Genomic DNA, 25027 nt, shown 5'->3' with positions numbered 1-25027 from the left:
AAGAAGAACGCGCCAGAACCGGCAAGGCTCCGAGATTGCCCCTCGCGCGATTTCTGCTAGGGGCCGCTGCCATGGACAGGGACGCGAAAGTACCGGTGCTCGTCACCGGCGGTGCAGGATATATCGGAAGCCACGCAGTCTTGGCGCTGCGCGATGCGGGCTGGCCCGTGGCGGTCATCGACAATCTGTCGACCGGCTTCGCTTTTGCTGTGCCTGAGGATGTGCCGCTGTACGAAGGCGATATTGCCGACGCCGTCCTGCTGGAACAGATTTTCCTCGAACAGGGCACCAAGGCGATCATGCATTTCGCCGGCTCGGTGGTCGTCCCCGATTCGGTCGAAAACCCGCTTGGCTATTACGAGAACAACACGGTGAAGAGCCGGACCCTGATCGAGGCTGCCGTGCGCGGCGGGGTGGATCATTTCATCTTCTCCTCGACCGCGGCGACCTATGGCACGCCCGAGACATCGCCGGTCACGGAAGATACTCCCAAACAGCCGATCAACCCTTATGGCTGGTCGAAGCTGATGACGGAGCAGATGCTGACCGATGCCAGCGCCGCCCACGGGTTCAATCACTGCGCGCTGCGCTATTTCAACGTTGCCGGTGCCGATCCCCAGGGGCGCACGGGCCAGTCGACCGCGGGTGCCACGCATCTCATCAAGGTCGCCTGCGAGGCGGCCACGGGCAAGCGGGACGGGGTGTCGGTTTTCGGGACCGATTTCGACACGCCGGACGGCACGGGCGTGCGCGACTATATCCATGTCAGCGATCTCGCTGCCGCCCATGTGCTGGCACTGGAAGCGCTGATCGAACGGCCCGACCGTTCGCTGACGATGAATTGCGGCTACGGGCGCGGGTTCTCGGTTCTGGAAGTTCTCGATGCTGTCGACCGGGTGACGAACGTCACGATCGAGCGCCGGATGGAACCGCGCCGCGCGGGCGATCCGGGCGAACTGGTGTCCGATCCGTCACGCATCAGGGCGACCCTGCCATGGAAGCCGCAATATGCGGACCTGGACCAGATCATTACCCACGCGGTGCAATGGGAACGCAAGCTTGCGGAAATTCGCCGCGAAGCTTGACGGGAATCACCACCGCCGCTAACGGGCGCGCTTGAAATTGGCGCGTCGGGGCACCATCTCCGGCGCGTATTTATTTGTGAAACGAGACTTATCATGAAGATCCGCAACAGCCTCAAGTCGCTCAAGAACCGGCATCGCGACTGCCGCGTGATCCGTCGTCGCGGGCGGACCTACGTCATCAACAAGACCAACCGCCGCTTCAAGGCCCGCCAGGGCTAAGCAGCGATGTGGGGCATCTGCCCCGCAAGCGTCATGAACCGGCCCGGCTCCTGCAAGGGAGTGCGGGCCGTTCGTGTATGGAAGGCGCATGATGGGCGATAATTCAATCGAGGCAGTCGTATTCGACGTCGGCCGGGTCCTATACCAGTGGCAGCTCAGCGCCCTGTTCGAAAAGATCGTCGACGATCCAGAGCGGCTGGAGAAGGTGCTGGGCGAAGTCGTGACCGAGGAATGGCATTTCCTCCACGATGCCGGACGTCCGCTTGCACAGATGGTGCCGGAACGTATCGCGCTCTATCCCGACTTCGCGGAGGAAATCCGCGCCTATGCCACCCGCTTCAACGAGACCATCCCGGGGCCTGTCCCGGGTAGCCATGTGCTGGTGGAACGGCTCGACGAGGCGGGCATGCCGCTGTTTGCGATCACCAACTTCGGCGCAGAATTCTGGGCCGGCTTCCGTCCGCAGGAACGCATCTTCGACCGGTTCCGCGATATCGTGGTCTCGGGCGAGGAGCGGGTCGCCAAGCCCGATCCGGCGATCTTCGCGCTGGCGGAACGGCGCTTCGGCCTGCCTGCCGCCTCAATGCTCTTCATCGACGATAATCCCGCTAATATCGAGGCGGCACGCAACTGCGGCTGGCAGGTGCATCACTTCACCGAGGCTGGCCTGCTCGAGAAGGATCTGGCTGAGCGCGGCCTTATTTGAACAAAAAAGGCCCCGACACGAATGCCGGGGCCCTTGAGTTCCACCCTGATGGAGAGGGGGTGGGGGATATGATGGTGCGCGGGATCAGCCGTTGCACTTCGCCAGCTTCTCGGCGTCCAGTTCCTTGCCCTTGGCGGTGAAGGCTTTCACTTCGCCGAGGTCGCGCTTGAGGTCGCGGCAAATGCGCACCGGGCGCGAAGTGCCCTTGCGAGCGACGCAGCTCGTTTCCGAGCAGATCCATGCAACGCCGCCTGCAACCGTGGTGCGTTCTGCAGCAGGCTGGGCGAGTTCGGCGGTGTAATACGGCACTTCGCTGCGTGCTTCTGCAGCGGTGGGGGTGGTAAGGGCGCCGAAGGTGAGAGCGGTGTAGGCGAAAGCCGACACGAACACGCTGATCTTGGCGCTACGATCGAGGGAGAGGGTCATCGTACATTCCTTCAGTGCATTGCGTTTTTCTCAACTGGCCGTGCGAAAAATGCAATGTAGGTTTCAATTTGCAACCAGTTGCGAATCACCACCTAGATAATTAGGTTGCGCGATGCAACCCATTTTTCAAAGAATTTGGCTTTGCGACGAAAAGCGGTAAATAGGTTGCACGAGAAGGACTGAATTTATGGGCGATATCCGCGAACCACTACGCGAACTGACAGAATGCGGCCTGCCGCAGGCACTCGAGGTCATGGGCGAACGCTGGAGTTTCATGATCCTGCGCGCCAGCTTCAACGGCCTGCATCACTTCGAGGAATTCCTCAGTGAGCTGGGCATTGCGCGGAACATCCTGTCGAACCGCCTCGCCAAGCTGGTGGAGCACGGGATCCTCAAGCGCGATCCCTGCCCGGACGACCGGCGCAAGATCGAATACCGCCTGACCGATAAGGGCTTCGACCTGCTGCCGGCCATGGTGGCATTGCGCCAGTGGGGCCAGAAATACGGCGGCGAGATCGTCGAGAACCCAGTACTGGTGGACGAAATCGACCGCCTGCCGATCGGGCCGACCTCGATCCTCAGCCATGACGGACGCATCCTTGGCCCGGCCGATCTTGCCCTGGTGGAGCGCAAGAACCTCGGCGTGCGCGCCGACGGCTCGACCGCCAGCCCGGTCATGACGCTCGAGAACGGCTCGGTGGTGGACATCGCCACCGCGCGCAAGGCCAAGGACGCCGCCTGAGCGATTCCGTCGAACGCACCGACGACGGGCGCTACATCATCGTGCGCGGCCGGCTGTGGCGCGCCTCCAATCCCGATTTGCCGGAAACCGAGCGAGCGCGTCTCGTCGCGCAGCTGATGGATGCGCGCCGTGCAGTCGGTGCGGCGCTGCGCGATAAGGACGCGGCGGCAGAGCGAGCCGCCCGCCAGCAGGTGCATGAAGCCAAGGTGGCGCTGGGCGAACGCGGGCCTGTGTGGTGGGACGACGGCGCGCCCGATTACAATCGCCACTTGGTGAAGAACACGCCCTACGCGCAAAAGTGACGTCACTTTTCACGGTGGCTCCGTGACGTCATCGTTAAAACGATCTCAACGCCTTGCTGTCATCGCGGTGTCTGCACACGGGATTCATTCCCCAACAAGCCGGGCCATAATGTGATCGAAATCGAAGTTCAGAACGAGACCCACCAGTCGGTCTTCCGGATCAAGACCGTGGCGGTGCCGCGCATCGGCGAGGGCATCCGGCTGCGCGAGCCGGGCGGATCGTGGGCGTCCTACGACATCCTCGACGTATGGTACCAGCAGGCCGATTTCGGCGAGGTCTGGATGCCCTACATCCACGTCCGCATGACGCCGGACGAATTGAAGGCCGTCGAAATGGCCAAGTCGAACCCCATGGTCGACAAGGCGCAGGCCGTCCCGATCGAGGACTTTCTGAAGAAATTCGAAGGCGATGCAGAGCACGAGCCGACCAGGCTCAACCTCGATATGTCCGAGAGCTGAGGATCGGGGTTCGTCCCTATCCCTCTTTTAGCATGATGCGAATGCGCTCCAGAATCGACTCACGATATTTGTAGATGTCGCGGGTTTCCGAAACGGGGTTCAAAGTCTCATTCTTGTCCGCGTCAAATGTTCCGAGATGCCGTGTAGTCTGAGAATTGAACCTAAGGCGCGCGATAGGCTTGCGATTGTTGTCGTCCAACAGGACCGCACAATACGATTGAGAGTCCCGCATGGCGATGCGAGTTGGCTCGACAAGTTCTGAACCGATAGCGCTAATTATACGGAAGCCTTCCAGTTCGTCTTCGGTAGTTTCGATCTCAGAAGTGCTGGCTGGTTCACTATCAGATGTGTCCGTCATTGCGGAAGTCAGGCGTTCATTCAGACGTTCACGGATGATGGCGTTGAATGCGTTGGGAATGTGCCGCGCAACCGCAGCCTTCAATCCCGCAGTCAGGTTTCTATCGGTCACTTGGCGCGCGATTAATTTGACGAGTTCGGGTGATGGATTTTCCATCTCGTTCTCGATTGCCTTAGTCACAGCACCTTCCATCTGAAGGCTCGCGGCGGTTTCAACGATACGCCCGATATCAAAATCAGCGCGTTGAAACTTCGCTAGCGCTCGAACGTCCGACTTCCGCAAATGGCGTAGGTCGAACTCAAAAAAGGGTTTCTCATCCATCCTGTTCGTTGAATCGAGGTCAGAATAGAATTTGAACTCGGCGCCGTTCGTGAGAATGGCAAACTTCGCTTCCGTCACCCCGAAATACCGATAGAGCTGCGAAGCGTGCTTGAGGTTCAGCGCCTGAGTTGAGGGCTTGCATTCGATGAGCAAACTGATTTTACCGTCCACCCGGATGGCATAATCGACCTTCTCGCCCTTCTTTGTGCCTACGTCGCACGTGAACTCAGGGATCACTTCTTCGGGATTGAAAACGTCATATCCTAGAGCTTGTAGGAATGGCAGAACCAATGCTGTCTTCGCTGCTTCTTCTGTCGATAAGACATCTTGGTGTTGCTTGACCTTATTCGCTAATATTTCGAGACGGTTTTCCAGTTCCATTCCATTCCCTCCAAAGTCACGGAACTAGTTCCAACGTTTTTTTACTGTGGTCAAGCGCGCGGAGGTTGCCGCCGGTAGCTCAATGCCTCCGCTACATGGATCCGCCCGACCTGCTCTGAACCTGCGAGGTCCGCAATCGTGCGCGCGACGCGGAGCATGCGGGTATAGGCGCGTGCAGACAGGCGCATGGCCGTCGCCGCCTGTAACAACAGCGCCCGTCCGTCCTCGTCCGGCGCGGCAAAGCGGTCGAGCGCGTCGCCCTGCAATTCCGCATTGGTGCGCACGCCGGTTTCCTCCTTGCGCGCAGTCTGACGCTTGCGGGCGGCTGTCACCCGCGCTGCGACCTCGGCGCTTCCTTCTGCCGGAGGCGGCAGGGCGAGGTCCGCCGCGCTGACGGGATCGACCTCTACATGCAGGTCGATCCGGTCGAGCATGGGGCCCGAAACCTTGCTCTGGTAGTCGGCGGCGCATTTGGGAGCGCGCGAACAGGCGAGGGCCGGGTCGCCCAGGTGCCCGCAGCGGCACGGGTTCATCGCCGCGATCAGCTGGACATTGGCGGGGAAGGTGACGTGCGCATTGGCGCGCGCCACATCGACCTTGTTTGTCTCCAGCGGCTGGCGCAGCGAATCGAGCACGGCCCGCTGGAATTCCGGCAGCTCGTCGAGGAAGAGCACGCCGAGATGCGCCAGGCTCACCTCGCCCGGCTTCACCCGCAATCCACCGCCGGTCAGCGCCGCCATGCTCGCCGAATGGTGCGGTGCGCGGAACGGGCGCGCCCGGCTGATGCGCCCTTCTTCGAGGATCCCCGCCACCGATTGCACCATGCTGACTTCCAGCGCCTCTGCCGGGGTCAGTTCGGGCAATATGCCGGGAAGACAGCTCGCCATCAGCGATTTGCCGGCGCCCGGAGGGCCGACCATCAGCAGATTGTGCCCGCCCGCCGCCGCGATCTCCAGCGCGCGCTTGGCGGTTTCCTGACCCTTGACCTGCTTGAGATCGGTGAAGGGCGCGGGCTCTTCGATAAGGCCGCGATCGGGTTCGGCAAGCTGGGCGGTGCCCTTCAAATGGTTGAGCAGGCTGACGAGGTCGGGGGCGGCAAGGACCGGCACATCGCTCGCCCATTTCGCTTCCGCCCCTTGGGCTGCAGGACAGATGAGGCCCTTTTCCGCCTCGCTTGCATGGAGCGCTGCCAACAGGACGCCGGGCGACGGCGCGACGCGACCATCGAGGGCCAGTTCGCCCACCACGACCCAGTCCTCCAACTGCTCGGCATCGGTGATCCCCATCGCCGCCAGCACGGCGAGCGCCACGGGCAGGTCGTAATGCGAGCCTTCCTTGGGCAAGTCGGCCGGCGAGAGATTGATGGTGATCCGCTTGGGCGGCAGCGCGAGGCCCATCGATGCAAGTGCGGCGCGCACGCGCTCCTTGCTTTCGCCGACCGCCTTGTCGGCCAGACCCACGATATTGAAGTTGGGAAGGCCCGGCGCGAGGGAGCATTGCACCTCCACGCTGCGCGCCTCCAGCCCGAGATAGGCCACCGTCCGGACCAATGCGACCACGCTTAACCCCCGCCTGAGTATTCGTCCGCAGGCACTGCCAAGAAAGCCTTTGATTGTCGAGGCTTGCACGCGAAAAGGCGTGGGGAAGAGGTGCGGTTAACCCGGTGTTGACCATGACCCTTGGCAGGTCGGAAAGGGAGCCGGGCGCATGGGGTGGCCCATGCTTCGCGCGGCCCTCCTTCTGCTAGCCATGCTTGCCTCTGGATTTGCCTCCCCTGTTGTGGCGCAGTCGTTGGGCCTCGTGAAGCTGCCAGCTGCCTTCGTCGGGAAGCCTCCCGTATATATGGCGCCCGTGAGCGCCATCGCTGAGGTCGCGCCGCACAAGGCCGCCGTCAGTGCGGACACGCTTGTGCTCGCACCGCCACCGCCCGCCGCCACGACGCGCTTCGTGCCGCGTCCCGTGCCGCAGCCACAGGCGATCACGGCAAAACCCTATTCCGCCGTCGCGCACCGCCTGCCGTCGATCGACACCAGCGCGCGCAGCTATGCGGGGGGTATCGCGCAATATGGCCCCTTCCGCGTGATCGACGAGAATCGCGTCGCGCTGATGGGCGAAACCGACCGCGAGAGCCCGCGCTGGTTCCGCGTTATGCTGCGCAACCATCCCGGCCTTTCGCAGATCGACATGGTCGAATGCCCCGGAACGCGGGACGATATCGCCAATCTGAGGCTTGGCCGGATGATCCGTTCCGCCGGCCTTTCGACCTATGTTCCGCGGCGCGGTTCGGTGCGTTCCGGCGCGGTCGAGTTGTTCCTGGCAGGTGCGGTGCGCGAAATCGCGGAAGGTGCCGAGTTCGCCGTGCACAGCTGGATGGACGAACAGGGGCGGGAAGCGCACGAATTTGCCATGGATGCGCCGCAGAACCGCCGCTATCTGAGCTATTATCGCGAGATGGGCATGAGCGAGCGTGATGCCCGCGCATTCTACAGCTTCACCAACTCGGTTCCGCATCGCGAAGCACGCTGGCTGGGTGCCCGCGAAATGCGGCGCTGGATTGGCGGCGCACCGCGTCCTGCGCAGATTGCCCATGCCGCGTTTTGAGCGCCTTGAAGGACTTGACCGACACTAAGCTTTGGCCTAAGCGCCCCTCCACCAATGCGGTCGCCGGAAGCGGCGGCCCTTTTTGTTGGCGCGATTCGCCTCTTCGCGTGTTGCCCGACGAACAACGAATTTTTTGAAGGACCATCCGATGAAGCGGACTTTCCAGCCCTCGAACCTCGTGCGCGCCCGTCGCCACGGTTTCTTTGCGCGCAAGGCTACCCCGGGTGGCCGCAAGGTGCTTCGCGCTCGCCGCAACCGCGGCCGCAAAAATCTGTGTGCCTGAGGCCCACAGGTTTTTGCTGATTTTTGATTTTCGCACGCCCATCCGGGCATGCGATATCCTCGCTCCCACGACCTGAAGGTCGTGTCGCTGCGGACGGGCAGTCGCCCTTGCGGGTCGCATTTGCGACCCGTTTTCGTGCCAGCTTCCCATTTTGGCGACGGCAGTCAAAGCGCGACCGCGCGTCGCGGCTGATGCCGCGAAGCCAAGCCGCACGGATGTGCGGCGCCCGGCGTTTGAGGGCGCGAACAAAAGACTCAAAAGCCTCTCCTCATTCGACTAGGCCTATCGGCATGCCCCACGGTCTTTCCGTCATCCGCAAGCGCAGCGACTTCCTTGCTGCCAACCGTGGGCTGCGCAATGCCAAGCCCGGGTTCGTGCTGCTGACGCGGCCGAACGAGGGCAAGGGCAAGCGCTATGGCATCACCGTCACCAAGAAGGTCGGCAATGCGGTGGTCCGCAATCGGATTAAGCGCCGGTTTCGCGAATTGCTCTGGGCCGCGCTGCCGGAACACGGCCTTGCCGATCACGACCACATACTGATCGGTAGGGACGGTTCGATCGAGCGCGATTTCGCCGCGATGACACAGGAACTCGAGGCAGCGTTGTCGAGAGCGAGCGAGGGCAAGGGCGACCGCGCGCGTGGCCCCCGCAAACGCCGGAGCCCGCGCGCATGAAGTATCCGCTGATCTGGATCGCGCGCGCCTGGCAGCTCGGCCCCAGCCGCATCCTCCCGCCGACCTGCCGCTTCACCCCCTCGTGCAGCCAGTACGCGATCGAGGCGCTGCAAAAATATGGGGCGATCAAGGGTGGATGGTTGGCGTTCAAGCGGCTATTGCGCTGCCAGCCATGGGGGGGCTGCGGGCACGACCCAGTACCGTAAGCACCGCCTACTGTCTTGACTAGATAACACACCATTCCCATCTGAACCGAAATCAAACCCGGGATCGACCTTGGAAAACTCGCGCAATATCATCTTCGTAGTCGTGCTCTCGATGGCCCTGCTGTTGGGCTGGGACGCTGCGATGAACTACTTCTACCCGCAGCCGGACGAACCCGTGGTCGCGGCAGAGACGGCGACGACTCCGGTCGAAGGCGGCGAGGTCGTGCATTCGCGCACCGGCGGGCTGACCGATCCGGCGGCCATCGCGCAGGAAGTGGCCGATCTCGACACGGCGCTGGCATCGGGCAACCGTGTTGCCATCGATTCGCCCAAGGTCGCCGGTTCGATCAACCTCGTGGGCGCAGTGGTCGACGACCTTGTGCTCAAGGATTACGCCGAGACGACCGACAAGGACAGCGGCCCCGTGCGCCTCTATTCGCCGCGCGGAACCCCGGCACAGCATTTCGCGCAATACGGTTTCCTCGTGAACGGCCAGAAGGTGCCGGACGAAACCGTGTGGAGTGCCGATGGAGAGGTTCTGTCTGTCGGAACCCCCGTCACGCTCACGCATGATGCGGGCAACGGGCTGGAAATGCAGCTGCGCTATTCGATCGACGAGAACTACATGATCTCGGTCGAACAGAGCATTGCCAACCGTTCGGGCGTGCCCATCGTGGCGCAGCCCTATGGCCTCGTCAGCCGCACCTCGGACACGGCCAGCGCCGACTTCTTCATCGCGCATTCCGGACCCATCGGCGTGTTCGGCGACAGCGCGAATTACGATTTCGACTATAGCGATCTCGACGATGACGGTCCGGCAAATCCGGAAGGCCGCGCCGAGTGGCTCGGCTTCACCGATATCTACTGGCTGTCGGCCCTCGTGCCGCAGGACGGCGCCGCACCCGAGGCGACTTTCCGCGCTCTGGGCAACGACACCTATCGCGCCGACATGATCTACGATCCGGTGACCATTCCTGCCGGGCGCAAGTACACGACGGATTCGCGCCTCTATGCAGGCGCCAAGGATTCCACCATCCTCGACGCTTACGAAGATGCGGGCCTCCAAAAATTCGGCCTCGCCATCGACTGGGGCTGGTTCCGCTGGTTCGAAAAGCCGCTGCTGTGGCTGCTCAAGAACCTTTACGACCTGGTCGGCAATTTCGGCGTGGCAATCATCGGCCTCACCATCGTGGTGCGCGGCGTGATGTTCCCCATCGCGCAGAAGCAGTTCGCTTCCATGGCAGCGATGAAGGCCATCCAGCCGAAAATGAAAGCGCTCCAGGAAAAGTACAAGGAAGACCGCGTCAAGCAGCAGCAGGAAATGCAGAAGCTGTTCAAGGAAGAGAAGGTCAACCCGCTGGCCGGCTGCCTGCCCTTGCTGCTGCAGATCCCGATCTTCTTCGCGCTCTACAAGGTGCTATACCTCGCGATCGAGATGCGTCACCGCGACTTCCTGTGGATCGACGACCTGTCCGCGCCCGATCCGGCGACCATCCTCAACCTGTTCGGCCTGCTGCCGTTCACGCCGCCCAGCTTCCTCGCCATCGGCGTGCTGGCCGTGCTGCTGGGTGTCACCATGTGGCTGACGTTCAAGCTGAACCCGTCGGCGATGGACCCGATCCAGCAGCAGGTGTTCTCGATCATGCCGTGGGTGCTCATGTTCATCATGGCTCCGTTCGCAGCAGGCCTGCTGCTGTACTGGGTAACGTCGAACATCCTGACGCTGGCGCAGCAGAAATACCTCTACTCCAAGCATCCGCAGCTCAAAGCCGCGGCTGAAAAGGAAAAGGCCGAGAAAGCTGCTGCGGCGGCCAAGGCCAAGGGCTGATTGGGCAGACAATGACCGACGAAGAAGCCGCCGAACTGGCCCAGCTGGAACGGCGCGCGAACAAGCTGTTTTCGGGCCGGGTGGAGTTCCTCCTCTCGGCTCCGCAGCTTAAATTCCTGCCCGAGCCGACCGTCCCCGAAATTGCCTTTGCGGGGCGTTCGAACGTGGGCAAGAGCTCGCTGCTCAATGCGATCACCGGTCGCCGCTCGATCGCGCGTGCTTCCGTGACGCCGGGCCGCACGCAGGAACTCAATTTCTTCGAAGTGGGCGAACCGACCCAGTTCCGCCTCGTCGACATGCCCGGCTACGGCTTTGCCAAGGCGCCGGTGAAGGTCGTCGAGAAATGGAAGAACCTGGTGCGCACCTATCTGCGCGGCCGCCAGGTGCTGGTGCGCAACCTCGTGCTGGTGGATGCCCGTCACGGGCTGAAGGACGTCGACCGCGAGATGATGAAAATGCTCGACGAGGCGGCCGTGGGCTACCGCGTGGTGCTGACGAAGGCGGACAAGATCAAGGCGAGCGAACTGGCCAAGACCGTGGCCGCGGTCGAGGCAGAGGCGAAGACCCACGTCGCCGCCTATCCGCAGATCCATGTGACCAGCAGCGAAAAAGGCATGGGCATCGGCGAATTGCGCGCCGCCCTGCTTCAGGACGCCGGTATCTAAGACCCGGCATTGCCGCCGGCTGTCATTCCTCGTCGGAAATGAAGCCGCTTGGCGGCTGGAGCACCTGCATAGGCTTGCCGGCAATCTCCGTGCGCGCCTTGGCGGCGGCCCACAGCACCGGATGAGGCTGGGCCGCGTAGGCGCTGGGCGTCGTATCCATGAACCGGCGAAAGTCGCGAATGAAATGCGCCTGGTCGACATACTGGCTGTCGAGCGTGTCGATCCACGCCAGCGACGGGTCGAGCATGAATTGCGCAAGGCTGCGCAGAAAACGCTGGCGGCGCAGCAGCAGCCGGGGGCTGAACCCGAAGACGGCAAGCGACAGCCGTTCCAGCGCCCGCACCCCGATCCCCGTCTGCTCCGCGAGCGCAGCGACGGAATTGACCTCCGGATCGAGCAGGGCGCGGTGGGCCCTGTAGATCACCTCTTCCCTGTGCGCCGGGCGATCCAGCATGGCGAGCAGGTGCTTGTCGATGCGCGCGGCCACTTTCGGCAGGCTCTGATGGCGCCGGTCGCATTCGAGCAGGGGTGCGAAATCCGCGAACGGGCTGTCTTCGCCGATCACCTCCCAATAGTCGGCGAACTCGTTTGCGCGCAGGTCGAGGAACCGCGCCCAGCCGAGCGGCAGCAGGCTGATCGACCAGTAGCGGCCCGGCGCGAGCGAGAAATGCGTGGCGTGCGTGGTCGGACCAATCGCGCAGATCGGATTGCAGTCGACCAGCTGGCCGGGACCGGTGCAGGCTGCCATGTCGCCACCCACCGACATGCGGATATTCGGCCATTCCGGATAGACCTGGTCGAATATCGTCGGGGTGTCCGGATCGACGATGGTCAGCGAATAGGTGGAGACGTAGGGCCGCAAGGCAGGAGCAGGCAGCGCGTAGCTGACAGTCACACCCGTATCCAGGTTTGCGGCTCGATCTAGTACTGCGAACTCTCCGATGGCGGTTCACTTGACCGGTACATCTACCTGAGAGGGCCGGACAACTCCAGCGGCTTGTCGCGCGATGGCCTAGCGACGGAAACGAGGGCTGAAGACCTTCTCCATTGTCTTCGACAGACCCGCCCCCAGCGATTGCCACATCTGCACACGGCTCTGCTCGGTATGCGGGCCGAGACCGCCCCTCAACTGCGGCTCGACGTGGTCCATCGGCTCGCCGTGCTGCTTGAAAACAAAGGTCTCGAACATGGTCTGCCAGGCATCGCGCATGGGTTCGGGCAAGTCGCGCACCGCGAGGATCGAATGGAGCATGGCATCGAGCGGGGTGCCCATTCCCTCGTGCTCGTTCCACCAGTAATTCACGAGCACGTTGAGATCGCCCTCGGCCTTCACATGGTGCCACCACATATAGGGAATGAAGATACCGTCGCCCGGCTCGAGATCTGCGACCAGCGCCTGTTCCTGCGCCTCGCGAAAGCGCGGGAAGCGCTCGAAATCGGGGTCTTCCAGCTTGACCATCGACACCGGAGCATTGGAGGGAGACGCCTCGAACGGGGCCATGTAGAGATTGGGCGTCTGGTCGGGCGGGAAGAGGGTGAAGCGCCGCTTGCCGCTGAGAACGTATGCGACGTTCTGCATGACGTCGAAATGGGTGTGCGTGCCGGTATTGTTGCCCATCCAGACGCGCGGCTGGACCTGTGACGACAGGATCGGCAGGTGCAGCGCGCTCGCCAGCTCTTGGCTGAGGTCTGCCACCTTGGTCGATTCCAGATAGAGCATCTGATCGCCCCTGTCGGGTGACAGGACGCTGTCGATGAAGCGCGAGAATGGCATATTGCCGCGCTGGAAATTGAGGCGCGAGACATCGCCGTCGAAGAAGAAGGTCGGGCCTGCATCGGGGTTGGAGGCGAGCACGTTGATCGCACGCTCTCCGATCGCCTGCTTGAGATATTCGGCCAGCTCGCCCGTGCCGCGTTTCGCCATCTGCACGGGCGCGAGGTCTGCGGCCACTTGTCGTAGGATCGCCGGGCGGGCTGCGGGATAGATCTCGTCCCTGAAGGTCTGGGCGCTCGGGCGCTCGTATTCGCGTAGTTCGGGCATTGCCGCGCGTGCCTAGCCTACAATTACGTGGAAGGGAAAAGCTGTGGGCGCGCGATCATGTCGCGAACAGCATCGCATCGTCGGCAAAGGCCTTCATCTCCAGCGCATTGCCGCTGGGATCGCGAAAAAACATCGTCGCCTGTTCGCCTGGCTGGCCCTTGAAACGGATCGTCGGCTCGATAGCGAATTCGACCCCTGCCGCGACGAGACGGTCGGCCAGCGCCTGCCAGTCCTCCATCGTCAGCACCACGCCGAAATGCGGCACCGGCACGTCATGCCCGTCGACCGGATTGCTCGCGCGGTCACCTGCTTCGCCGCCGGTATGCGCTACGATCTGGTGGCCGAAGAAATCGAAGTCGATCCATTCGTCGCTCGATCTTCCTTCCGCGCAGCCCATCAAGCCGCCGTAGAAATTGCGTGCCTCTGCAAGGTCGCGGACGGGAAAGGCGAGGTGGAAGGGGCGCAGTCTCATGGCCGAAGGATAATGGACCGGCCGCCTGCAATAAAGGATTTCCTACGCGGCGATGGCTGTGCATGGCCGGTTATCGGAAGTCGCGGTTGGTGGACGGTGCGGGGGGACGACTGTCACCCTGTCGTCAATTGCATAAGGCCATGAACTATAACCGGAATATCCCTTAAGTCCCGGGTGACAATGTGTCGCCTTCGTCAGCCGCCCTCGCTTCACCCATTCAGGCTCGACAGCAGGTTGCTGAACGCCTACCCCGCATGATGCAAGGCAATGGTGGAGCCCGCATGAAGATCATCGTCGGTAACAAGAATTATTCGAGCTGGTCGCTGCGCGGCTGGCTGGCCGCAAAGCAATCGGGCCTGTCGTTCGAAGAGATCGTCGTGCCCCTGTTCGGCGAAAACTGGGAAGCCACCAAGCAGGGCGGGGAAATCCGTCCCTCCAGTGGCAAGGTGCCGATCCTGTGGGACGACGAGGTCGTCGTGTGGGACAGCCTCGCCATCCTCGAATATCTTTCGGACAAGGTCGGGCGCGACCGCTTCTGGCCCAAGGACGACGCAGCCCGCGCCATGGCCCGCTCGATGGTCGCCGAAATGCATTCCTCCTTCGCCGCCCTGCGCAGCGAATGCCCGATGAACGTGCGTAAGCGCTTCGACGGGTTCGAGCCGAGTGAGGCCTGCAAGGACGACATCCTGCGCATTCTCGGCCTGTGGGCGGAAGCGCGCAGCCGCTTCGGCAGCGGCGGGCCGTTCTTGTTCGGCACCTTTGGGGCGGCGGACATCTTCTTTGCGCCCGTTGTCAGCCGGTTCATCAGCTACCAGATTGCGGTCCCCGGCTTTGCGGCGTCCTATATGCAGGCGCTGTGGGAGCACGAGTGGATGCAGGCATGGATTTCGGCATCGGAAAGCGAAGAATGGGCTATCGAGCAATACGACACGGTCTCCTGACCGCACTGGCGGCGCTGGCCGCGCTGCTACCGGCACAGGCGAGCGCGTGGGGCTTCTACGCCCACCGCACCACGGCCGAGATCGCGAATGAGAACATCCGCCCGGAAACGCGCGCCGGTATTGTGAAGCTGCTGCGCGCCGCGCCGGAACTCGGTGTCGCCGGCTGCGACCTCGCTACGCTGGAGGATGCGAGCGTTTGGCCCGATTGCCTGCGCAAGGATTACTGGCGCTGGGGGTACACTTTCGCCTGGCACTATCGCACCACGCCGGTGTGCGAGGCGTATGAGCCGCGCAAGAATTGCTCGGGCCAGAATTGCATCCTCGCCCAGATCGAACGCAACCAGCGCATCCTTGCCGACGAAGGCCTGCCGGCGAATGTCCGCCTGGAAGCGCTTGCCTTCCTCGTCCACTTCATCGGCGACGTGCATATGCCGCTGCATTCGGGCGATCACGAGGATCGCGGGGGCAATGACATCGAAACCGCCTATGGCATCGCGCCGGGATTGAACTTGCACTGGATCTGGGACGGCCCGCTGGCGGAACGTGCGATAACCTCTTCGCCCACGCCGCTGGTGCGTCGCTACAGCGCCGAAGAACGCGCTCAGCTGGGCGGCGGGACACCTGCCGATTGGGGTCGCGAGAGCTGGGAGACGAGCCGCGATTTCGTCTATCCCAACGCTTTCGACCGGCCCCCGTGCGAAGGTGCGGACCTGCCCGAAGAAACGGCGCTGACGCAGGAAGATATCGAGCGCGCGATCCCGATCTCGCAGCGCCGCGTCGTGCAGGCGGGCATTCGCATGGCCGAATATCTCGATGCCGCCTTCGCCCCCGGCCCGCTGCCGGAACCGGAGCGGAATTAGGGCACGCGGCTGGTCGGGTAGGGCGTGCCGTCTTTCCTGAAATAGCCATCGGGCGTGAAGACCATGTCGATGTCGGGATATTCGCCCCGGTCGGTATCCCTGTCGCCCCCGCTAATGGCGATGAAGACGCAGGGAAGGTCGCCGCGATTATGGAGCCGGTGCCCGTTCGGCTCTCCTGCGGGCCAGGCAAGGATATCGCCGGGGCCGACGGGAATCTCGCCCTCGTCCTCGATGAGGACGGCCTCGCCCTGGAGCATGATGACCAGCTCGTCCTGCCCCTCGTGCCAGTGCCGCTGCGAGGAATAGGCGCCCGGGTCCAGCACCACATGGCTCGCGCCGAGCTTGGTGAGCCCGGCGACCGGCGCGAGGCGGCGGTAGTTGCGCCCCGCCACGTCGGCATCGAAGGGCGGCGGATAGCCGGTCGCATTGGTCTGGGGGATGGCGTCGAGATCGAGCTTGGGCATTGGCACTCACTCCTGCTAGCGGACACAACATGACCGAAGTCCTCGAACTCGCCAAGCGGTTGATGGCCGCTGAAAGCGTCACTCCCGCCACGGGCTCCGTCTTCGACCGGCTCGAGGCCATGCTCGGCCCGCTTGGTTTTGCCGTGCACCGCTTCACCCGCGGCGATGGCGAGCCGGGCAGTCCCGAAGCGCCGGTCGAAAATCTCTTCGCCATTCGCCGCGGGCCCGAGGGTTCAAAGCATTTCGCCTTTGCCGGGCACCTCGACGTTGTCCCCCCGGGCGGCGGCTGGCACTCCGAAGCCTTCGAGCCGGAAGTGCGCGGCGACTTGCTCTATGGCCGCGGCGCTGTCGACATGAAGGGCGCTATCGCCTGCATGGTCGACGCGGTCGCCCATGTCCCTGCCGATGCCGGCACGATCAGCTTCATCATCACCGGTGACGAAGAGGGCCCGGCCCTTCACGGCACCCGCGCGCTGATCGACTATATGGGCGAACACGGACACCAGCCCGACCTGTGCCTCGTCGGAGAGCCGACCAGCGTCAATCGCCTGGGCGACATGATGAAGATCGGTCGCCGCGGCTCGGTCAATATCTGGCTCGAAGTCGAGGGCACGCAGGGCCACGTCGCCTATCCGCACCTGGCGGATAACCCCATCCCCAAGCTGGTCGCCATGCTGGCGGAACTGGATGCGCTCGTGCTCGACGAAGGGAACGACTGGTTCCAGGCGTCGAACCTGGAAATCACCGATCTCGAAGTCGGCAACATGGCGCATAACGTCATTCCGGCGAAAGCCGAGGCGCGTATTTCGATCCGTTTCAACGACGAACATTCCGGAGCTTCGCTGTCCGAACTTGTCGGGTCGATTGCGGAAAAGCACGGCGGCGTGGCGAAGCCCATCATCTCTGGCGAACCTTTCCTGACCCCGCCCGGCGAGTTCAGCGATGTGATCGCCCGCGCTGTGAAGGCGGAGACGGGGATCGACCCCGAACCTTCGACGACAGGCGGCACTTCGGATGCCCGCTTCCTGCGCGCGGTTTGCCCGGTGATCGAGTTCGGCCTCGTCAACGCGACCATGCACAAGAGTAATGAGGCTGTGGCCATTGAGGACCTTTCCACGCTAAGCCGCATCTATACAGCGATTGCGAAAGACGCGCTGGGTTAGACACACCGGCACGAAGACCGGGACGAGAGGGGATAAGAATGCTGAAGGTCTGGTTCGAAATTCCGCTTTGGCAGCGCGTGCTGACCGCCCTGATCCTGGGCGTGCTGACCGGCTATAGCTGGGGCCCGGATGCGGAAAGCATCAAGTGGATCGGCGACTTCTTCATCAAGTCGATCAAGATGCTGGTCGTGCCGCTGATCTTCTTCAGCCTGGTGGCCGGTGTCGCTGCCATAGGCGACCTCAGGAAACTGGGCGCTGTCGGCGGCAGGGCCATGCTGCTCTTCATCGTGACCGGCCAGATCGCGGTCTGGCTCGGCCTCGCGCTGGGCACGCTGGTCAAGCCTGGTGCGGGCGTCGACACCAGCGCCATTGCGCGCGGCGAGACGCCGGTGCCGAACGAGACGACGGCGGTCGACATGATCCTGTCCATCGTGCCTGAAAGCCCGGTGCAGGTGATGGCCGATGTTGCGGTGCTGCCGCTGATCGTCTTCTCGCTCCTCATCGGGATCGGCATCCTGATGGCGGGCAAGGACGGCGAGCCGGTCCAGAAGATCTTCGATAGCGGCGCAATCGTGATGCAGAAGGTCACGATGATCGTGATGGAACTGACCCCCTTCGGCGTCTTCGCGCTGATGGCCTGGGTGGCCGGCACGCTCGGCCTCGACGCGCTGGTCAGCCTCGCCAAGCTGGTGGGCCTCAATTACCTCGGCTGCCTGCTTATCATCGGCGTGATCTACGGCAGCATGATCAAGTTCCTCGCCAAGCTGCCGGTGCGCGACTTCTTCCGCGGCATCGTGGACGCGATGGCGGTGAGCTATTCGACCGCTTCGTCCAATGCCACGCTGCCGGTGACGCTGCGCTGTGCAGAGCGCAACCTGGGCGTGTCGAACTCGGTCGCGGCTTTCGTGATCAGCCTCGGCGCGACGATCAACATGAACGGCACGGCCATGTACCTCGGCCTTGCCACGCTGTTCGGGGCGCAGATCTTCGGGGTCGACCTGTCATGGGGCGACTACTTCCTGATCTCGATCCTGGCGACGCTCGGCGCAGTCGGCGCGGCGGGTATCCCGGGCGCAGGCCTCATCATGATGGCGCTGGTCTTCGGCGCGGTCGGCGTGCCGCTCGAAACCATCGCCTTCGTGGCAGGCGTGGACCGGATCATGGACATGATGCGCACCACCACCAACGTCAGCGGCGATGCTGCCGTGGCGACCACGGTGGCGGTGATGACGGGCGAGATCGACAAGGCCGAGATGGTATCGGCGGACGATGTTTAGCGGGGAGGTACATAGCCCCTACCGCAGGGGACGGCGACACATGTTCCTGATTGTGGGAGCGGCACTCGCAACTGTTTGGGGGGTCCCGTTCATCGGGTTGCGGCTCGGATATGAGTTCGGCGATTTACAAAACATCATCCTTCCGCTCATGGCAGGGTTGCTGCTCTTCCATGCGCGATCGTTCTTTATCCGTTGCCCTCAATGCGGGCGTTCTGTTTTCAAGAGGGATTACGGAATAGGTCTCCCTCTTTGGTCGCCAATCCCAGCGAAGAAATGCGGCGGGTGTGGTCGCGATCTGACTCAGGTCTAGCGCCCCTTCGGCTTCTCCAGCACCTTCTTCCGGTAGCTGCACAGATCCACCACCTTGCACCGCCAGCACTCCGGCGTGCGCGCCTTGCAGACATAGCGGCCGTGCAGGATCAGCCAGTGATGCGCACCGAGGCGGAAGGGCTGGGGAACGCGCTTTTCCAGCTTCGCCTCGACCTGCTCGGGCGTCTTGCCCTTGGCGAGGCCGGTGCGGTTGCCGACGCGCAGGATATGCGTGTCGACCGCGAAGGTCTCCTGCCCGAACCAGCAATTGAGCACGACGTTCGCGGTCTTGCGGCCCACGCCGGGTAGCCGGACGAGGTCATCGCGCGTGTCCGGCACCTCGCCATCATATTCGTCGACGAGCAATTGCGAGAGCAGGATGACATTCTTCGCCTTGGAGTTGAACAGGCCGATCGTCTTGATGTGCTCTTTCAGGCCCTCTTCGCCCAGCTCCAGCATCTGCTGCGGCGTCTCGACCTCGCGGAAGAGGGTGCGGGTGGCCTTGTTCACGCCGACATCGGTCGCCTGCGCTGACAGGGCCACGGCCACCACCAGCTGGTAGCAATTGCCGTATTCAAGCTCGGTCTCGGGCGAGGGATTGTCCTCCGCCAGGCGGCGGAAGAATTCGAAAATCTGGTCCTTGGTCACGTATCCTCGCGGGTGTCTTCGTCGTCGAGCTCGCCCCTCTCGCGGGCTTTCTCGTTGGCTCTTCCAAGGGCTTTCTGGATTTCCTCGCGGCGGTGCTGCATCGCATCGCTGAAGGCGGCGGCGACGATGCCGGTCGGCAGCGCCACCAGCAGGACGCCGGTGATCGCCACCAGCGATCCGACTACGCGGCCCGCCGAGGTAATGGGATAGGCATCGCCATAGCCCACGGTGGTGAAGGTGATGACCGCCCACCACAGCGCACGCGGGATGCTGCCGAACGCCTCGGGCTGCAATTCGCCCTCGATCCAGTAGAGCGCGCTCGCTCCGCACAGCAGGAATACAAATGCGAAGGCGATGCAGACCAGAAGGTCATAGCTGCGCTCGCGGATGGCCATCGCCATTTCCTTCGTCGCCGCGGTGAAGCGGCCGAACTTCATGATCGAAATGACCCTGAGCAGGCGCACGACGCGCAGGGCTGCGGCATTGGCGATGAAGAACGGCGCAAAGGTCACGAGGATGACGACGAGGTCGATCACGCCGAGCGGCGAGAGCATGAAGCGCAGCCGTTTCGACAGGGCCGAGCCGGGGCCGGGATGTTCCGGCGCCGCATAGATGCGCGCCGCATATTCGGCGAGGAAGACGATCCCGAACACCAGCTCCGCCATCAGGATTTCGTCGTGCCACTGGCGGTCGAACTCGACCTCGGTCGACATGATCGCGGTGACGACGGCGGCGATGATGACCCAGACCAGCACGATGTTCAGCAGCGTCAGGCGGCCATCGGTCTTCGCGCCGATATGAAGCTGGTGGTAGAGGAGCTGCCGCAGGTTCATCGTGTCAGAGGCCGAGGACCTCCTCCATGGTGTAGCGCCCTGCCTCGCGCGACAGCAGCCATTCGGCGGCCTTCACCGCGCCGCGCGCGAATATCTCGCGGTTTTCGGCGCTGTGCGACAGCGTCAGGCGCTCCTGCTCTCCGGCAAGGATGACGCTGTGTTCGCCGGCAACGGTCCCTCCGCGCAGGGCGGCAAAGCCGATGGCACCGCGAGCGCGTGCGCCGGTCTGTCCGTCGCGCCCGCTTTCGCGGTTATCGGCAAGGTCGATCCCGCGTCCCGTGGCCGCAGCTTCGCCCAGCAGCAGGGCAGTGCCGGAAGGTGCATCCACCTTGCGGCGGTGATGCATCTCGACGATCTCGATATCCCAGTCGTCGCCAAGGCGCTCTGCCGCCTCGCGCACGAGGTGAGCCAGCAGGGTGACGCCGAGCGAGGTATTGCCGGTCTGCAAGACTGCTGTCGCGCGGGCCGCCTCGTCGATCGCGTCGTGATGCGGCTGTTCGAGGCCGGTGGTGCCGATCACGATGGGCACCCCTGCGCCAACGGCGGCGTGGAGGTTGGCGGCCAGCGCACCGGGTGCGGAAAAGTCGATCAGCGCATCGCTTGAATCGGCAAGCGCCGCCGGATCGCCGCCCTTGTCGATCCCGCCCGCATAGTCGTGGCCCGATGCCTCGATGACGCGCTTCAGCGCCTCGCCCATCGCGCCTTTGCTGCCGATTACGCCGAAACTTGCCATTGCCCCTCCTTGCACTTGTGTGGTTCATGGAACCTATGGCCGAGCTACGCAACATTGTCGTCCTGACCGGGGCCGGCATTTCCGCCGAAAGCGGGATCGATACCTTCCGCGACGCAGGCGGTTTGTGGGATAAGCATCGCGTCGAGGATGTGGCTACGCCGCAGGGGTACGAGCGTGATCCGGCGCTGGTCCAGCGCTTCTACGATGCGCGGCGCGAGGCGGTGCAGAAAGTGGCGCCCAATCCGGCGCACGAGGCGCTGGCGCGTCTGGACCGGGAATGGGAAGGCGGGTTGCTCATCGTCACCCAGAATGTCGACGATTTGCACGAGCGCGCCGGGGCGAGCCGCGTAGTCCATATGCATGGTGAATTGCTCAGCGCGCTATGCCCGATTTGCGAGCGTCGCCACCGCTGGACCGGTCCGCTGATCGATCGCCCGGAATGCCCCAGTTGCGAGGCGCGTTCGCTCAGGCCCGATGTCGTCTGGTTCGGCGAGATGCCTTACCAGATGGACCGCATCTATGCCGCCTTGCGCAGCGCGCACCTCTTCGTATCAATCGGCACGAGCGGCGCGGTCTATCCCGCCGCAGGCTTCGTCAGCGACGCGCGCGAGCTGGGTATGAAAACGCTCGAACTCAACCTCGAACGCAGCGAAGGATCGCACTGGTTCCACGAATCGCGGGAGGGACCGGCCGGCAAGCTGGTCCCCGAATGGGTCGATGAATTGCTCGGAACGGGGTAATTTCTCAATGTTTCGCGGCTAGGGAGGGGTCATGTCGCGCAGAGCCAAGACCATTTGCGCCATCCTGGCGCTGCCGTATCTCTATGTCGCCTATTTGTGGTGGGAGATCCTTTCGTCCGAAAGGGGCCTGCTCACGGGCGACGTGATCTTCTACACGCTGGCCCTCCTGGTCCTGACCCCGGTCGTGATGGTGATTGCAGGCGGCACTGCCTTCGTCAGCGCGCGCCGGAATACGAAAGCGAGCCTCGCGCAACACGACTATGCGGGGGCAGCGAAGAGCGGAGGATGCGCCTATTATGGCCTGCGCGCATTGATCAGCGGCGGGCTGCTGCTGGCCGGAATGGTGTGGTGGGTGCTCGATACGCCGGAGCCGGGGCGCGACCGGCTCGGGCGGATATGCGAGGAAAGTCGAAACGGGTCGAGCGTGCGCTGCAGGCCCGATCCGGAACGCAAGAAATCGGCGCTCGACCAGGCAAACGAGAAACGCCAACAGGATTGGTGGCGCTAGCCGCAGCCGTTGCAGGCCGGATCCTTGGCGATCGAAAACGCCCGCAGCCCGGGATTGAGGCCGTCCAGCAGGTAGACCTTGCCCCAGTCGGACCGCCCGAAGGCGCTGACCCCGTCCAAAAGGATGCGGACTGCCTGCATTGCACCGAATGTCGCCACCCATCCGGCCATCGCGCCCAGCATGCCGTCTTCCGCGCAAGTGTCGCAATCCTCGGCATCGAAGGCATCGCCGACGAAGCAGCGATAGCATGACTGGTCCGGCAGATGTCCGGCAAAGGCCCCGACCTGTCCCTGGAAGCGCCCCACTGCGGCAGAAAGCAGCGGTACGCCTGCCCTGACGCAGGCGTCGGAGACCGCCAGTCGTGTGGCGAAATTGTCGGTCCCGTCCATCACGAGATCCGCGCCTGCGACCAGCGCATCGACATTGTCCGCATCGATCCGGCGGTCGCTGATTTCCACCTCCAGCACGGGGTCGAACAGCTTCACCCAGCGCTTGGCGCAGGTCGCTTTCCCGTAGCCGATATCGCGATCGTTATAGAGGGTCTGGCGCTGGAGATTGCTCGCATCGACCTTGTCGTCGTCCACCAGTGTCAGTCGGCCGATCCCGGCGGCGGCGAGATACTGGAGAGCGGGAGAGCCGATCCCGCCGAGGCCGACCAGGACGAGATGCTTGTCCGCCAGCGCGACCTGTCCCGCGCCGCCGATCTCGGGCAGCACGATATGGCGGGCGAAGCGTTCGAGGCGCTGTTCGCCGAGGCTCACGGCTGCGTGTCCTCATCGATCTCAGGCAAGCGCTCCTTGCGGAAACCGTGCATCCCGTTCCACCACTGGAGCCCGATTACGGCACCCTTGGAGGGCTGGAGCATGAGCACCATCATCGCGACCGCCAGGGGTATGATGATGGCCAGCACGGCCCAGGCAGAAAGGGTCTCGCTCGAGCCGAGCGCAATGATGACGGGTGCGAGGAGGTGGCCGGTGACGAAGATCGCGATGTAGGCGGGAAAATCGTCGGCGCGCTGGCCCGAGATATCCAGCTCGCAGGAGGGGCACGTGTCCACCGGCTTCAGCCAGCGGCGGAAGATTCTTCCGTCACCGCACCGCGGGCAGCGGCAGCGCGCTCCGCGCAGCAGGGTTTCCCAGATCGAGGCGGGCAGGTCGGGGCGCTTGGCCGATGGATCGTCGAGGGGCATACGCAGCCTTTGCCGCGTAAGACGCGCGCTGTCGACAACCCTGTGAACAGGGTGTCGACAAGCGGTGTGCTGGTTGTGGAGCGATCCGAAGGGCCGCGGCGGTGCCCGCCGTCAGCTTTCCAGTTGTCTCAGCAGGCTGCGCACGTCGCCGTCCATGTCGGCATCGCGCTCGCGCAGGTCCTCGATCAGGCGCACGGCATGGATCACGGTAGAGTGATCGCGGCCACCGAACTTGCGCCCGATTTCGGGATAGCTGCGCGGCGTCAGCACCTTGGAGAGATACATCGCCACCTGGCGCGGGCGCACAACCGCACGTGCACGGCGCTTGCTGCTCATTTCCGAGCGGTCGATCCGGTAGAACTGGCAGACCGTGCGCTGGATTTCGTCAATGGTGATCCGGCGGCGGTTGGCCGACAGGATATCGGTAAGCTGCTCTTCGGCCAGCTGTAGCGAGACTTCCTGGCCCGTCAGCTGCGCATAGGCGATCAGCTTGTTGAGGCCGCCGACCAGCTCGCGCACATTGCGCGTGATGGTGCGGGCGAGGAATTCGATCACGTCTTCCGGCACGGCCAGCGGCGCGAACTTGCTCAGCTTGGAGTGCAGGATCTTCTTGCGCAGTTCGATGTCGGCGGGCTGGATGTCGGCCACCAGGCCCATCGACAGGCGCGAGAGGAGGCGCGGTTCGACACCGTCGAGCGCCTGCGGTGCGCGGTCGGCGGCAAAGACCAGGCGCTTGCCTTCGTTCAGCAGCGCATCGATCGTGTAGAGCAGTTCTTCCTGGGCGGAAGCCTTGCCGATGATGAACTGGATATCGTCCACCAGCAGCAGGTCGAAGCTGCGCAGGCGGGCCTTGAATTCGATCATCCGGTTGGCCTTCAGGGCCTGGACGAATTCCACCATGAAGCGTTCCGCGCTGCAGTAGAAAATGCGGCTGCGGGTGTGGGTCTTCAGGAAGGTGTGACCGATGGCGTGCAGCAGGTGCGTCTTGCCCTGGCCGGTCGCGGCCTTGAGGTAGAGCGGGCTGAACTGCGGCTTTTCCGTCGCGGCCATGCGCTGTGCGGCGTTGAAGGCGAGGATGTTCGCTTCGCCGGTTACGAATGCGGCGAAGCTGAGCGATGCGTCGAGGCCGACGCTGGAAGTGAAGCCCTGGTCGCCGAGCGTATCGGCGCCGATAGCCATCATCGAGGTGTCGCTGTCGTTGGCGGGGCGACGGCCATCGCCGTGGAGACGCAGGTCGGCAACCTGACGGCGGCCGGGGTGAACCGAAATGTTCACCTTGCGCACTTCGCTGCGGGCGATCTTCCAGGCCAGGCTGAGGCGATCCGCAAACCGGTCCTTTACCCAGTTGGCGCTGAATTCGGTCGGCAGAAAAAGGTCGAGCGTGCCGGTTTCGGCGTCGATCTTCCCGACCTGGATCGGCTTGATCCACTGGCTGTGCAATTGATGTCCCAGATCCTTGCGCAGGCCCTGGCTGATATCAGCCCAATCGGCTGCCAGGTTTACCGCTTCCAGATCCTCCATCTCGTCTTTCGCTTTCCGCTTATTGGCGAGGTCACCCGATTTGACCATGTAAATTCAACCCCCCGTATCCGG

At 63.4% G+C, this 25027-nt stretch carries 31 protein-coding genes; 18 read left to right on the top strand and 13 right to left on the bottom strand.

Features of this window, described 5'->3' with window-relative positions:
• Positions 1 to 71 precede the first annotated feature (71 nt).
• The 3 genes from galE to LCM24_RS04375 all read left to right on the top strand — a co-directional run bounded on the left by galE (position 72) and on the right by LCM24_RS04375 (position 2010).
• A complete protein-coding gene (gene galE / locus LCM24_RS04385) occupies positions 72 to 1085 on the top strand; it encodes a UDP-glucose 4-epimerase GalE (protein ID WP_090476430.1) in 1014 nt (337 codons plus the stop codon).
• A gap of 93 nt (positions 1086 to 1178) precedes the next feature.
• Entirely contained in the window at positions 1179 to 1304 is a 126-nt protein-coding gene (gene ykgO, locus LCM24_RS04380; protein WP_007165381.1) for a type B 50S ribosomal protein L36, read from the top strand.
• A 91-nt stretch (positions 1305 to 1395) separates the two neighbouring features.
• A complete protein-coding gene (locus LCM24_RS04375; protein ID WP_224802902.1) occupies positions 1396 to 2010 on the top strand; it encodes an HAD family hydrolase in 615 nt (204 codons plus the stop codon).
• 84 nt (positions 2011 to 2094) lie between these two features.
• Here the strand turns inward: LCM24_RS04375 and LCM24_RS04370 are convergent, their stop codons facing one another.
• The gene (locus LCM24_RS04370) at positions 2095 to 2436 is read right to left on the bottom strand and encodes a CC_3452 family protein (RefSeq protein ID WP_224802901.1); all 342 of its coding nucleotides are present in this window, start codon (positions 2434 to 2436) and stop codon (positions 2095 to 2097) included.
• 187 nt (positions 2437 to 2623) lie between these two features.
• On the opposite strand from LCM24_RS04370, the gene LCM24_RS04365 reads away from it, so the two are divergent.
• The 3 genes from LCM24_RS04365 (at position 2624) to LCM24_RS04355 (ending at position 3939) form a co-directional block, all read left to right on the top strand.
• Positions 2624 to 3178: a winged helix-turn-helix transcriptional regulator gene (locus tag LCM24_RS04365; RefSeq protein ID WP_224802900.1), complete on the top strand. Its 555-nt coding sequence runs from the start codon at positions 2624 to 2626 to the stop codon at positions 3176 to 3178.
• 41 nt (positions 3179 to 3219) lie between these two features.
• The gene (locus LCM24_RS04360) at positions 3220 to 3480 is read left to right on the top strand and encodes a hypothetical protein (RefSeq protein WP_224802899.1); all 261 of its coding nucleotides are present in this window, start codon (positions 3220 to 3222) and stop codon (positions 3478 to 3480) included.
• Positions 3481 to 3591: 111 nt separating this feature from the next.
• Positions 3592 to 3939, top strand: coding sequence for a hypothetical protein (locus LCM24_RS04355; protein WP_224802898.1), 348 nt, complete (start codon positions 3592 to 3594; stop codon positions 3937 to 3939).
• A 16-nt stretch (positions 3940 to 3955) separates the two neighbouring features.
• Here LCM24_RS04355 and LCM24_RS04350 read toward each other — a convergent pair whose 3' ends face one another.
• Positions 3956 to 4999 carry a type I restriction endonuclease gene (locus LCM24_RS04350; RefSeq protein WP_224802897.1) on the bottom strand — a complete coding sequence of 348 codons (1044 nt, stop codon included), beginning with the start codon at positions 4997 to 4999 and terminating at the stop codon, positions 3956 to 3958.
• A gap of 50 nt (positions 5000 to 5049) precedes the next feature.
• Positions 5050 to 6558: a YifB family Mg chelatase-like AAA ATPase gene (locus tag LCM24_RS04345; RefSeq protein WP_224802896.1), complete on the bottom strand. Its 1509-nt coding sequence runs from the start codon at positions 6556 to 6558 to the stop codon at positions 5050 to 5052.
• Between the two features lie 292 nt (positions 6559 to 6850).
• Between LCM24_RS04345 and LCM24_RS04340 the strand changes: the two genes are divergently transcribed.
• The 6 genes from LCM24_RS04340 to yihA all read left to right on the top strand — a co-directional run bounded on the left by LCM24_RS04340 (position 6851) and on the right by yihA (position 11256).
• Positions 6851 to 7600, top strand: coding sequence for an alpha/beta hydrolase (locus LCM24_RS04340; RefSeq protein ID WP_224802895.1), 750 nt, complete (start codon positions 6851 to 6853; stop codon positions 7598 to 7600).
• Between the two features lie 148 nt (positions 7601 to 7748).
• Complete coding sequence (gene rpmH / locus LCM24_RS04335; RefSeq protein ID WP_090478272.1) at positions 7749 to 7883, top strand: 50S ribosomal protein L34; 135 nt, start codon at positions 7749 to 7751, stop codon at positions 7881 to 7883.
• Between the two features lie 290 nt (positions 7884 to 8173).
• The gene (gene rnpA, locus LCM24_RS04330) at positions 8174 to 8557 is read left to right on the top strand and encodes a ribonuclease P protein component (protein ID WP_224802894.1); all 384 of its coding nucleotides are present in this window, start codon (positions 8174 to 8176) and stop codon (positions 8555 to 8557) included.
• Positions 8554 to 8763, top strand: coding sequence for a membrane protein insertion efficiency factor YidD (gene yidD / locus LCM24_RS04325; RefSeq protein WP_100259760.1), 210 nt, complete (start codon positions 8554 to 8556; stop codon positions 8761 to 8763). The genes rnpA and yidD overlap by 4 nt, the downstream gene beginning before the upstream one ends.
• Before the next feature lie 70 nt (positions 8764 to 8833).
• Complete coding sequence (yidC, locus tag LCM24_RS04320) at positions 8834 to 10591, top strand: membrane protein insertase YidC (RefSeq protein ID WP_224802893.1); 1758 nt, start codon at positions 8834 to 8836, stop codon at positions 10589 to 10591.
• An 11-nt stretch (positions 10592 to 10602) separates the two neighbouring features.
• Positions 10603 to 11256: a ribosome biogenesis GTP-binding protein YihA/YsxC gene (gene yihA / locus LCM24_RS04315; RefSeq protein ID WP_221563481.1), complete on the top strand. Its 654-nt coding sequence runs from the start codon at positions 10603 to 10605 to the stop codon at positions 11254 to 11256.
• 22 nt (positions 11257 to 11278) lie between these two features.
• On the opposite strand, the gene LCM24_RS13070 is transcribed toward yihA, so the two are convergent.
• The 3 genes from LCM24_RS13070 to LCM24_RS04300 form a co-directional block, all read right to left on the bottom strand.
• Positions 11279 to 12151 carry a helix-turn-helix domain-containing protein gene (locus LCM24_RS13070; RefSeq protein WP_224802892.1) on the bottom strand — a complete coding sequence of 291 codons (873 nt, stop codon included), beginning with the start codon at positions 12149 to 12151 and terminating at the stop codon, positions 11279 to 11281.
• Between the two features lie 117 nt (positions 12152 to 12268).
• Positions 12269 to 13297 (bottom strand): cupin-like domain-containing protein, encoded by a 1029-nt coding sequence (locus LCM24_RS04305; protein WP_224802891.1) that lies wholly within the window; start codon positions 13295 to 13297, stop codon positions 12269 to 12271.
• Positions 13298 to 13352: 55 nt separating this feature from the next.
• Positions 13353 to 13769 (bottom strand): VOC family protein, encoded by a 417-nt coding sequence (locus LCM24_RS04300; RefSeq protein WP_224802890.1) that lies wholly within the window; start codon positions 13767 to 13769, stop codon positions 13353 to 13355.
• Positions 13770 to 14050: 281 nt separating this feature from the next.
• Here LCM24_RS04300 and LCM24_RS04295 point away from each other — a divergent pair, with 281 nt between their 5' ends.
• Together LCM24_RS04295 and LCM24_RS04290 are read left to right on the top strand one after the other, a co-directional pair.
• Entirely contained in the window at positions 14051 to 14710 is a 660-nt protein-coding gene (locus LCM24_RS04295) for a glutathione S-transferase family protein (RefSeq protein WP_221563490.1), read from the top strand.
• Complete coding sequence (locus tag LCM24_RS04290; protein WP_224802889.1) at positions 14677 to 15570, top strand: S1/P1 nuclease; 894 nt, start codon at positions 14677 to 14679, stop codon at positions 15568 to 15570. Before LCM24_RS04295 ends, LCM24_RS04290 begins: the two co-directional genes overlap by 34 nt.
• Here the strand turns inward: LCM24_RS04290 and LCM24_RS04285 are convergent.
• Complete coding sequence (locus LCM24_RS04285; RefSeq protein WP_224802888.1) at positions 15567 to 16034, bottom strand: cupin domain-containing protein; 468 nt, start codon at positions 16032 to 16034, stop codon at positions 15567 to 15569. The genes LCM24_RS04290 and LCM24_RS04285 overlap by 4 nt on opposite strands.
• A 29-nt stretch (positions 16035 to 16063) precedes the next feature.
• Between LCM24_RS04285 and dapE the strand changes: the two genes are divergently transcribed.
• Complete coding sequence (gene dapE / locus LCM24_RS04280; protein ID WP_224802887.1) at positions 16064 to 17197, top strand: succinyl-diaminopimelate desuccinylase; 1134 nt, start codon at positions 16064 to 16066, stop codon at positions 17195 to 17197.
• Between the two features lie 38 nt (positions 17198 to 17235).
• Complete coding sequence (locus tag LCM24_RS04275; protein ID WP_224802886.1) at positions 17236 to 18474, top strand: dicarboxylate/amino acid:cation symporter; 1239 nt, start codon at positions 17236 to 17238, stop codon at positions 18472 to 18474.
• Positions 18475 to 18780: 306 nt separating this feature from the next.
• Here the strand turns inward: LCM24_RS04275 and nth are convergent, their stop codons facing one another.
• Genes nth through dapB form a run of 3 tightly spaced genes read right to left on the bottom strand, consistent with a single transcriptional unit; the run spans position 18781 to position 20997 of the window.
• Complete coding sequence (gene nth / locus LCM24_RS04270) at positions 18781 to 19431, bottom strand: endonuclease III (RefSeq protein WP_224802885.1); 651 nt, start codon at positions 19429 to 19431, stop codon at positions 18781 to 18783.
• Positions 19428 to 20264: an ion transporter gene (locus tag LCM24_RS04265; RefSeq protein WP_224802884.1), complete on the bottom strand. Its 837-nt coding sequence runs from the start codon at positions 20262 to 20264 to the stop codon at positions 19428 to 19430. Before LCM24_RS04265 ends, nth begins: the two co-directional genes overlap by 4 nt.
• A 4-nt stretch (positions 20265 to 20268) precedes the next feature.
• A complete protein-coding gene (dapB, locus tag LCM24_RS04260; protein ID WP_224802883.1) occupies positions 20269 to 20997 on the bottom strand; it encodes a 4-hydroxy-tetrahydrodipicolinate reductase in 729 nt (242 codons plus the stop codon).
• A gap of 35 nt (positions 20998 to 21032) precedes the next feature.
• On the opposite strand from dapB, the gene LCM24_RS04255 reads away from it, so the two are divergent.
• Positions 21033 to 21737 (top strand): NAD-dependent deacylase, encoded by a 705-nt coding sequence (locus LCM24_RS04255; protein ID WP_224802882.1) that lies wholly within the window; start codon positions 21033 to 21035, stop codon positions 21735 to 21737.
• Positions 21738 to 21768: 31 nt separating this feature from the next.
• Complete coding sequence (locus LCM24_RS04250; RefSeq protein ID WP_224802881.1) at positions 21769 to 22245, top strand: hypothetical protein; 477 nt, start codon at positions 21769 to 21771, stop codon at positions 22243 to 22245.
• Here the strand turns inward: LCM24_RS04250 and LCM24_RS04245 are convergent.
• From LCM24_RS04245 to dnaA, 3 genes are all read right to left on the bottom strand, one after another.
• A complete protein-coding gene (locus LCM24_RS04245) occupies positions 22242 to 23006 on the bottom strand; it encodes a HesA/MoeB/ThiF family protein (RefSeq protein ID WP_224802880.1) in 765 nt (254 codons plus the stop codon). The two genes, LCM24_RS04250 and LCM24_RS04245, sit on opposite strands and share 4 nt — an antisense overlap.
• Positions 23003 to 23434: a DUF983 domain-containing protein gene (locus LCM24_RS04240; RefSeq protein ID WP_224802879.1), complete on the bottom strand. Its 432-nt coding sequence runs from the start codon at positions 23432 to 23434 to the stop codon at positions 23003 to 23005. The genes LCM24_RS04245 and LCM24_RS04240 overlap by 4 nt, the downstream gene beginning before the upstream one ends.
• 111 nt (positions 23435 to 23545) lie before the next feature.
• On the bottom strand, positions 23546 to 25003 hold the full coding sequence (gene dnaA / locus LCM24_RS04235; protein ID WP_224802878.1) for a chromosomal replication initiator protein DnaA: 1458 nt from the start codon (positions 25001 to 25003) through the stop codon (positions 23546 to 23548).
• Between the last annotated feature and the right edge of the window lie 24 nt (positions 25004 to 25027).

The sequence above is a fragment of the Qipengyuania aquimaris genome (genome assembly GCF_020171965.1).
GTDB classification, from domain to species: domain Bacteria; phylum Pseudomonadota; class Alphaproteobacteria; order Sphingomonadales; family Sphingomonadaceae; genus Qipengyuania; species Qipengyuania aquimaris_A.
The sequence above is the reverse complement of the archived record's forward strand: the minus strand, read 5'-3'. Positions and strand labels throughout refer to the sequence as shown.

Excerpts from the sequence above, each read along its gene's own strand:
- dnaA (WP_224802878.1), bottom strand. The coding sequence starts at position 25,003 with ATGGTCAAATCGGGTGACCTCGCCAATAAGCGGAAAGCGAAAGACGAG.
- LCM24_RS04265 (WP_224802884.1), bottom strand. The coding sequence starts at position 20,264 with ATGAACCTGCGGCAGCTCCTCTACCACCAGCTTCATATCGGCGCGAAG.
- LCM24_RS04365 (WP_224802900.1), top strand. The coding sequence starts at position 2,624 with ATGGGCGATATCCGCGAACCACTACGCGAACTGACAGAATGCGGCCTG.
- LCM24_RS04350 (WP_224802897.1), bottom strand. The coding sequence starts at position 4,999 with ATGGAACTGGAAAACCGTCTCGAAATATTAGCGAATAAGGTCAAGCAA.
- rpmH (WP_090478272.1), top strand. The coding sequence starts at position 7,749 with ATGAAGCGGACTTTCCAGCCCTCGAACCTCGTGCGCGCCCGTCGCCAC.
- LCM24_RS04275 (WP_224802886.1), top strand. The coding sequence starts at position 17,236 with ATGCTGAAGGTCTGGTTCGAAATTCCGCTTTGGCAGCGCGTGCTGACC.
- LCM24_RS04375 (WP_224802902.1), top strand. The coding sequence starts at position 1,396 with ATGGGCGATAATTCAATCGAGGCAGTCGTATTCGACGTCGGCCGGGTC.
- LCM24_RS04250 (WP_224802881.1), top strand. The coding sequence starts at position 21,769 with ATGTCGCGCAGAGCCAAGACCATTTGCGCCATCCTGGCGCTGCCGTAT.
- dapB (WP_224802883.1), bottom strand. The coding sequence starts at position 20,997 with ATGGCAAGTTTCGGCGTAATCGGCAGCAAAGGCGCGATGGGCGAGGCG.
- yihA (WP_221563481.1), top strand. The coding sequence starts at position 10,603 with ATGACCGACGAAGAAGCCGCCGAACTGGCCCAGCTGGAACGGCGCGCG.
- LCM24_RS04295 (WP_221563490.1), top strand. The coding sequence starts at position 14,051 with ATGAAGATCATCGTCGGTAACAAGAATTATTCGAGCTGGTCGCTGCGC.
- LCM24_RS04290 (WP_224802889.1), top strand. The coding sequence starts at position 14,677 with ATGGGCTATCGAGCAATACGACACGGTCTCCTGACCGCACTGGCGGCG.
- LCM24_RS04370 (WP_224802901.1), bottom strand. The coding sequence starts at position 2,436 with ATGACCCTCTCCCTCGATCGTAGCGCCAAGATCAGCGTGTTCGTGTCG.
- LCM24_RS04305 (WP_224802891.1), bottom strand. The coding sequence starts at position 13,297 with ATGCCCGAACTACGCGAATACGAGCGCCCGAGCGCCCAGACCTTCAGG.
- dapE (WP_224802887.1), top strand. The coding sequence starts at position 16,064 with ATGACCGAAGTCCTCGAACTCGCCAAGCGGTTGATGGCCGCTGAAAGC.
- rnpA (WP_224802894.1), top strand. The coding sequence starts at position 8,174 with ATGCCCCACGGTCTTTCCGTCATCCGCAAGCGCAGCGACTTCCTTGCT.
- LCM24_RS04300 (WP_224802890.1), bottom strand. The coding sequence starts at position 13,769 with ATGAGACTGCGCCCCTTCCACCTCGCCTTTCCCGTCCGCGACCTTGCA.
- LCM24_RS04240 (WP_224802879.1), bottom strand. The coding sequence starts at position 23,434 with ATGCCCCTCGACGATCCATCGGCCAAGCGCCCCGACCTGCCCGCCTCG.
- yidD (WP_100259760.1), top strand. The coding sequence starts at position 8,554 with ATGAAGTATCCGCTGATCTGGATCGCGCGCGCCTGGCAGCTCGGCCCC.
- galE (WP_090476430.1), top strand. The coding sequence starts at position 72 with ATGGACAGGGACGCGAAAGTACCGGTGCTCGTCACCGGCGGTGCAGGA.
- LCM24_RS04255 (WP_224802882.1), top strand. The coding sequence starts at position 21,033 with ATGGCCGAGCTACGCAACATTGTCGTCCTGACCGGGGCCGGCATTTCC.
- LCM24_RS04285 (WP_224802888.1), bottom strand. The coding sequence starts at position 16,034 with ATGCCCAAGCTCGATCTCGACGCCATCCCCCAGACCAATGCGACCGGC.
- ykgO (WP_007165381.1), top strand. The coding sequence starts at position 1,179 with ATGAAGATCCGCAACAGCCTCAAGTCGCTCAAGAACCGGCATCGCGAC.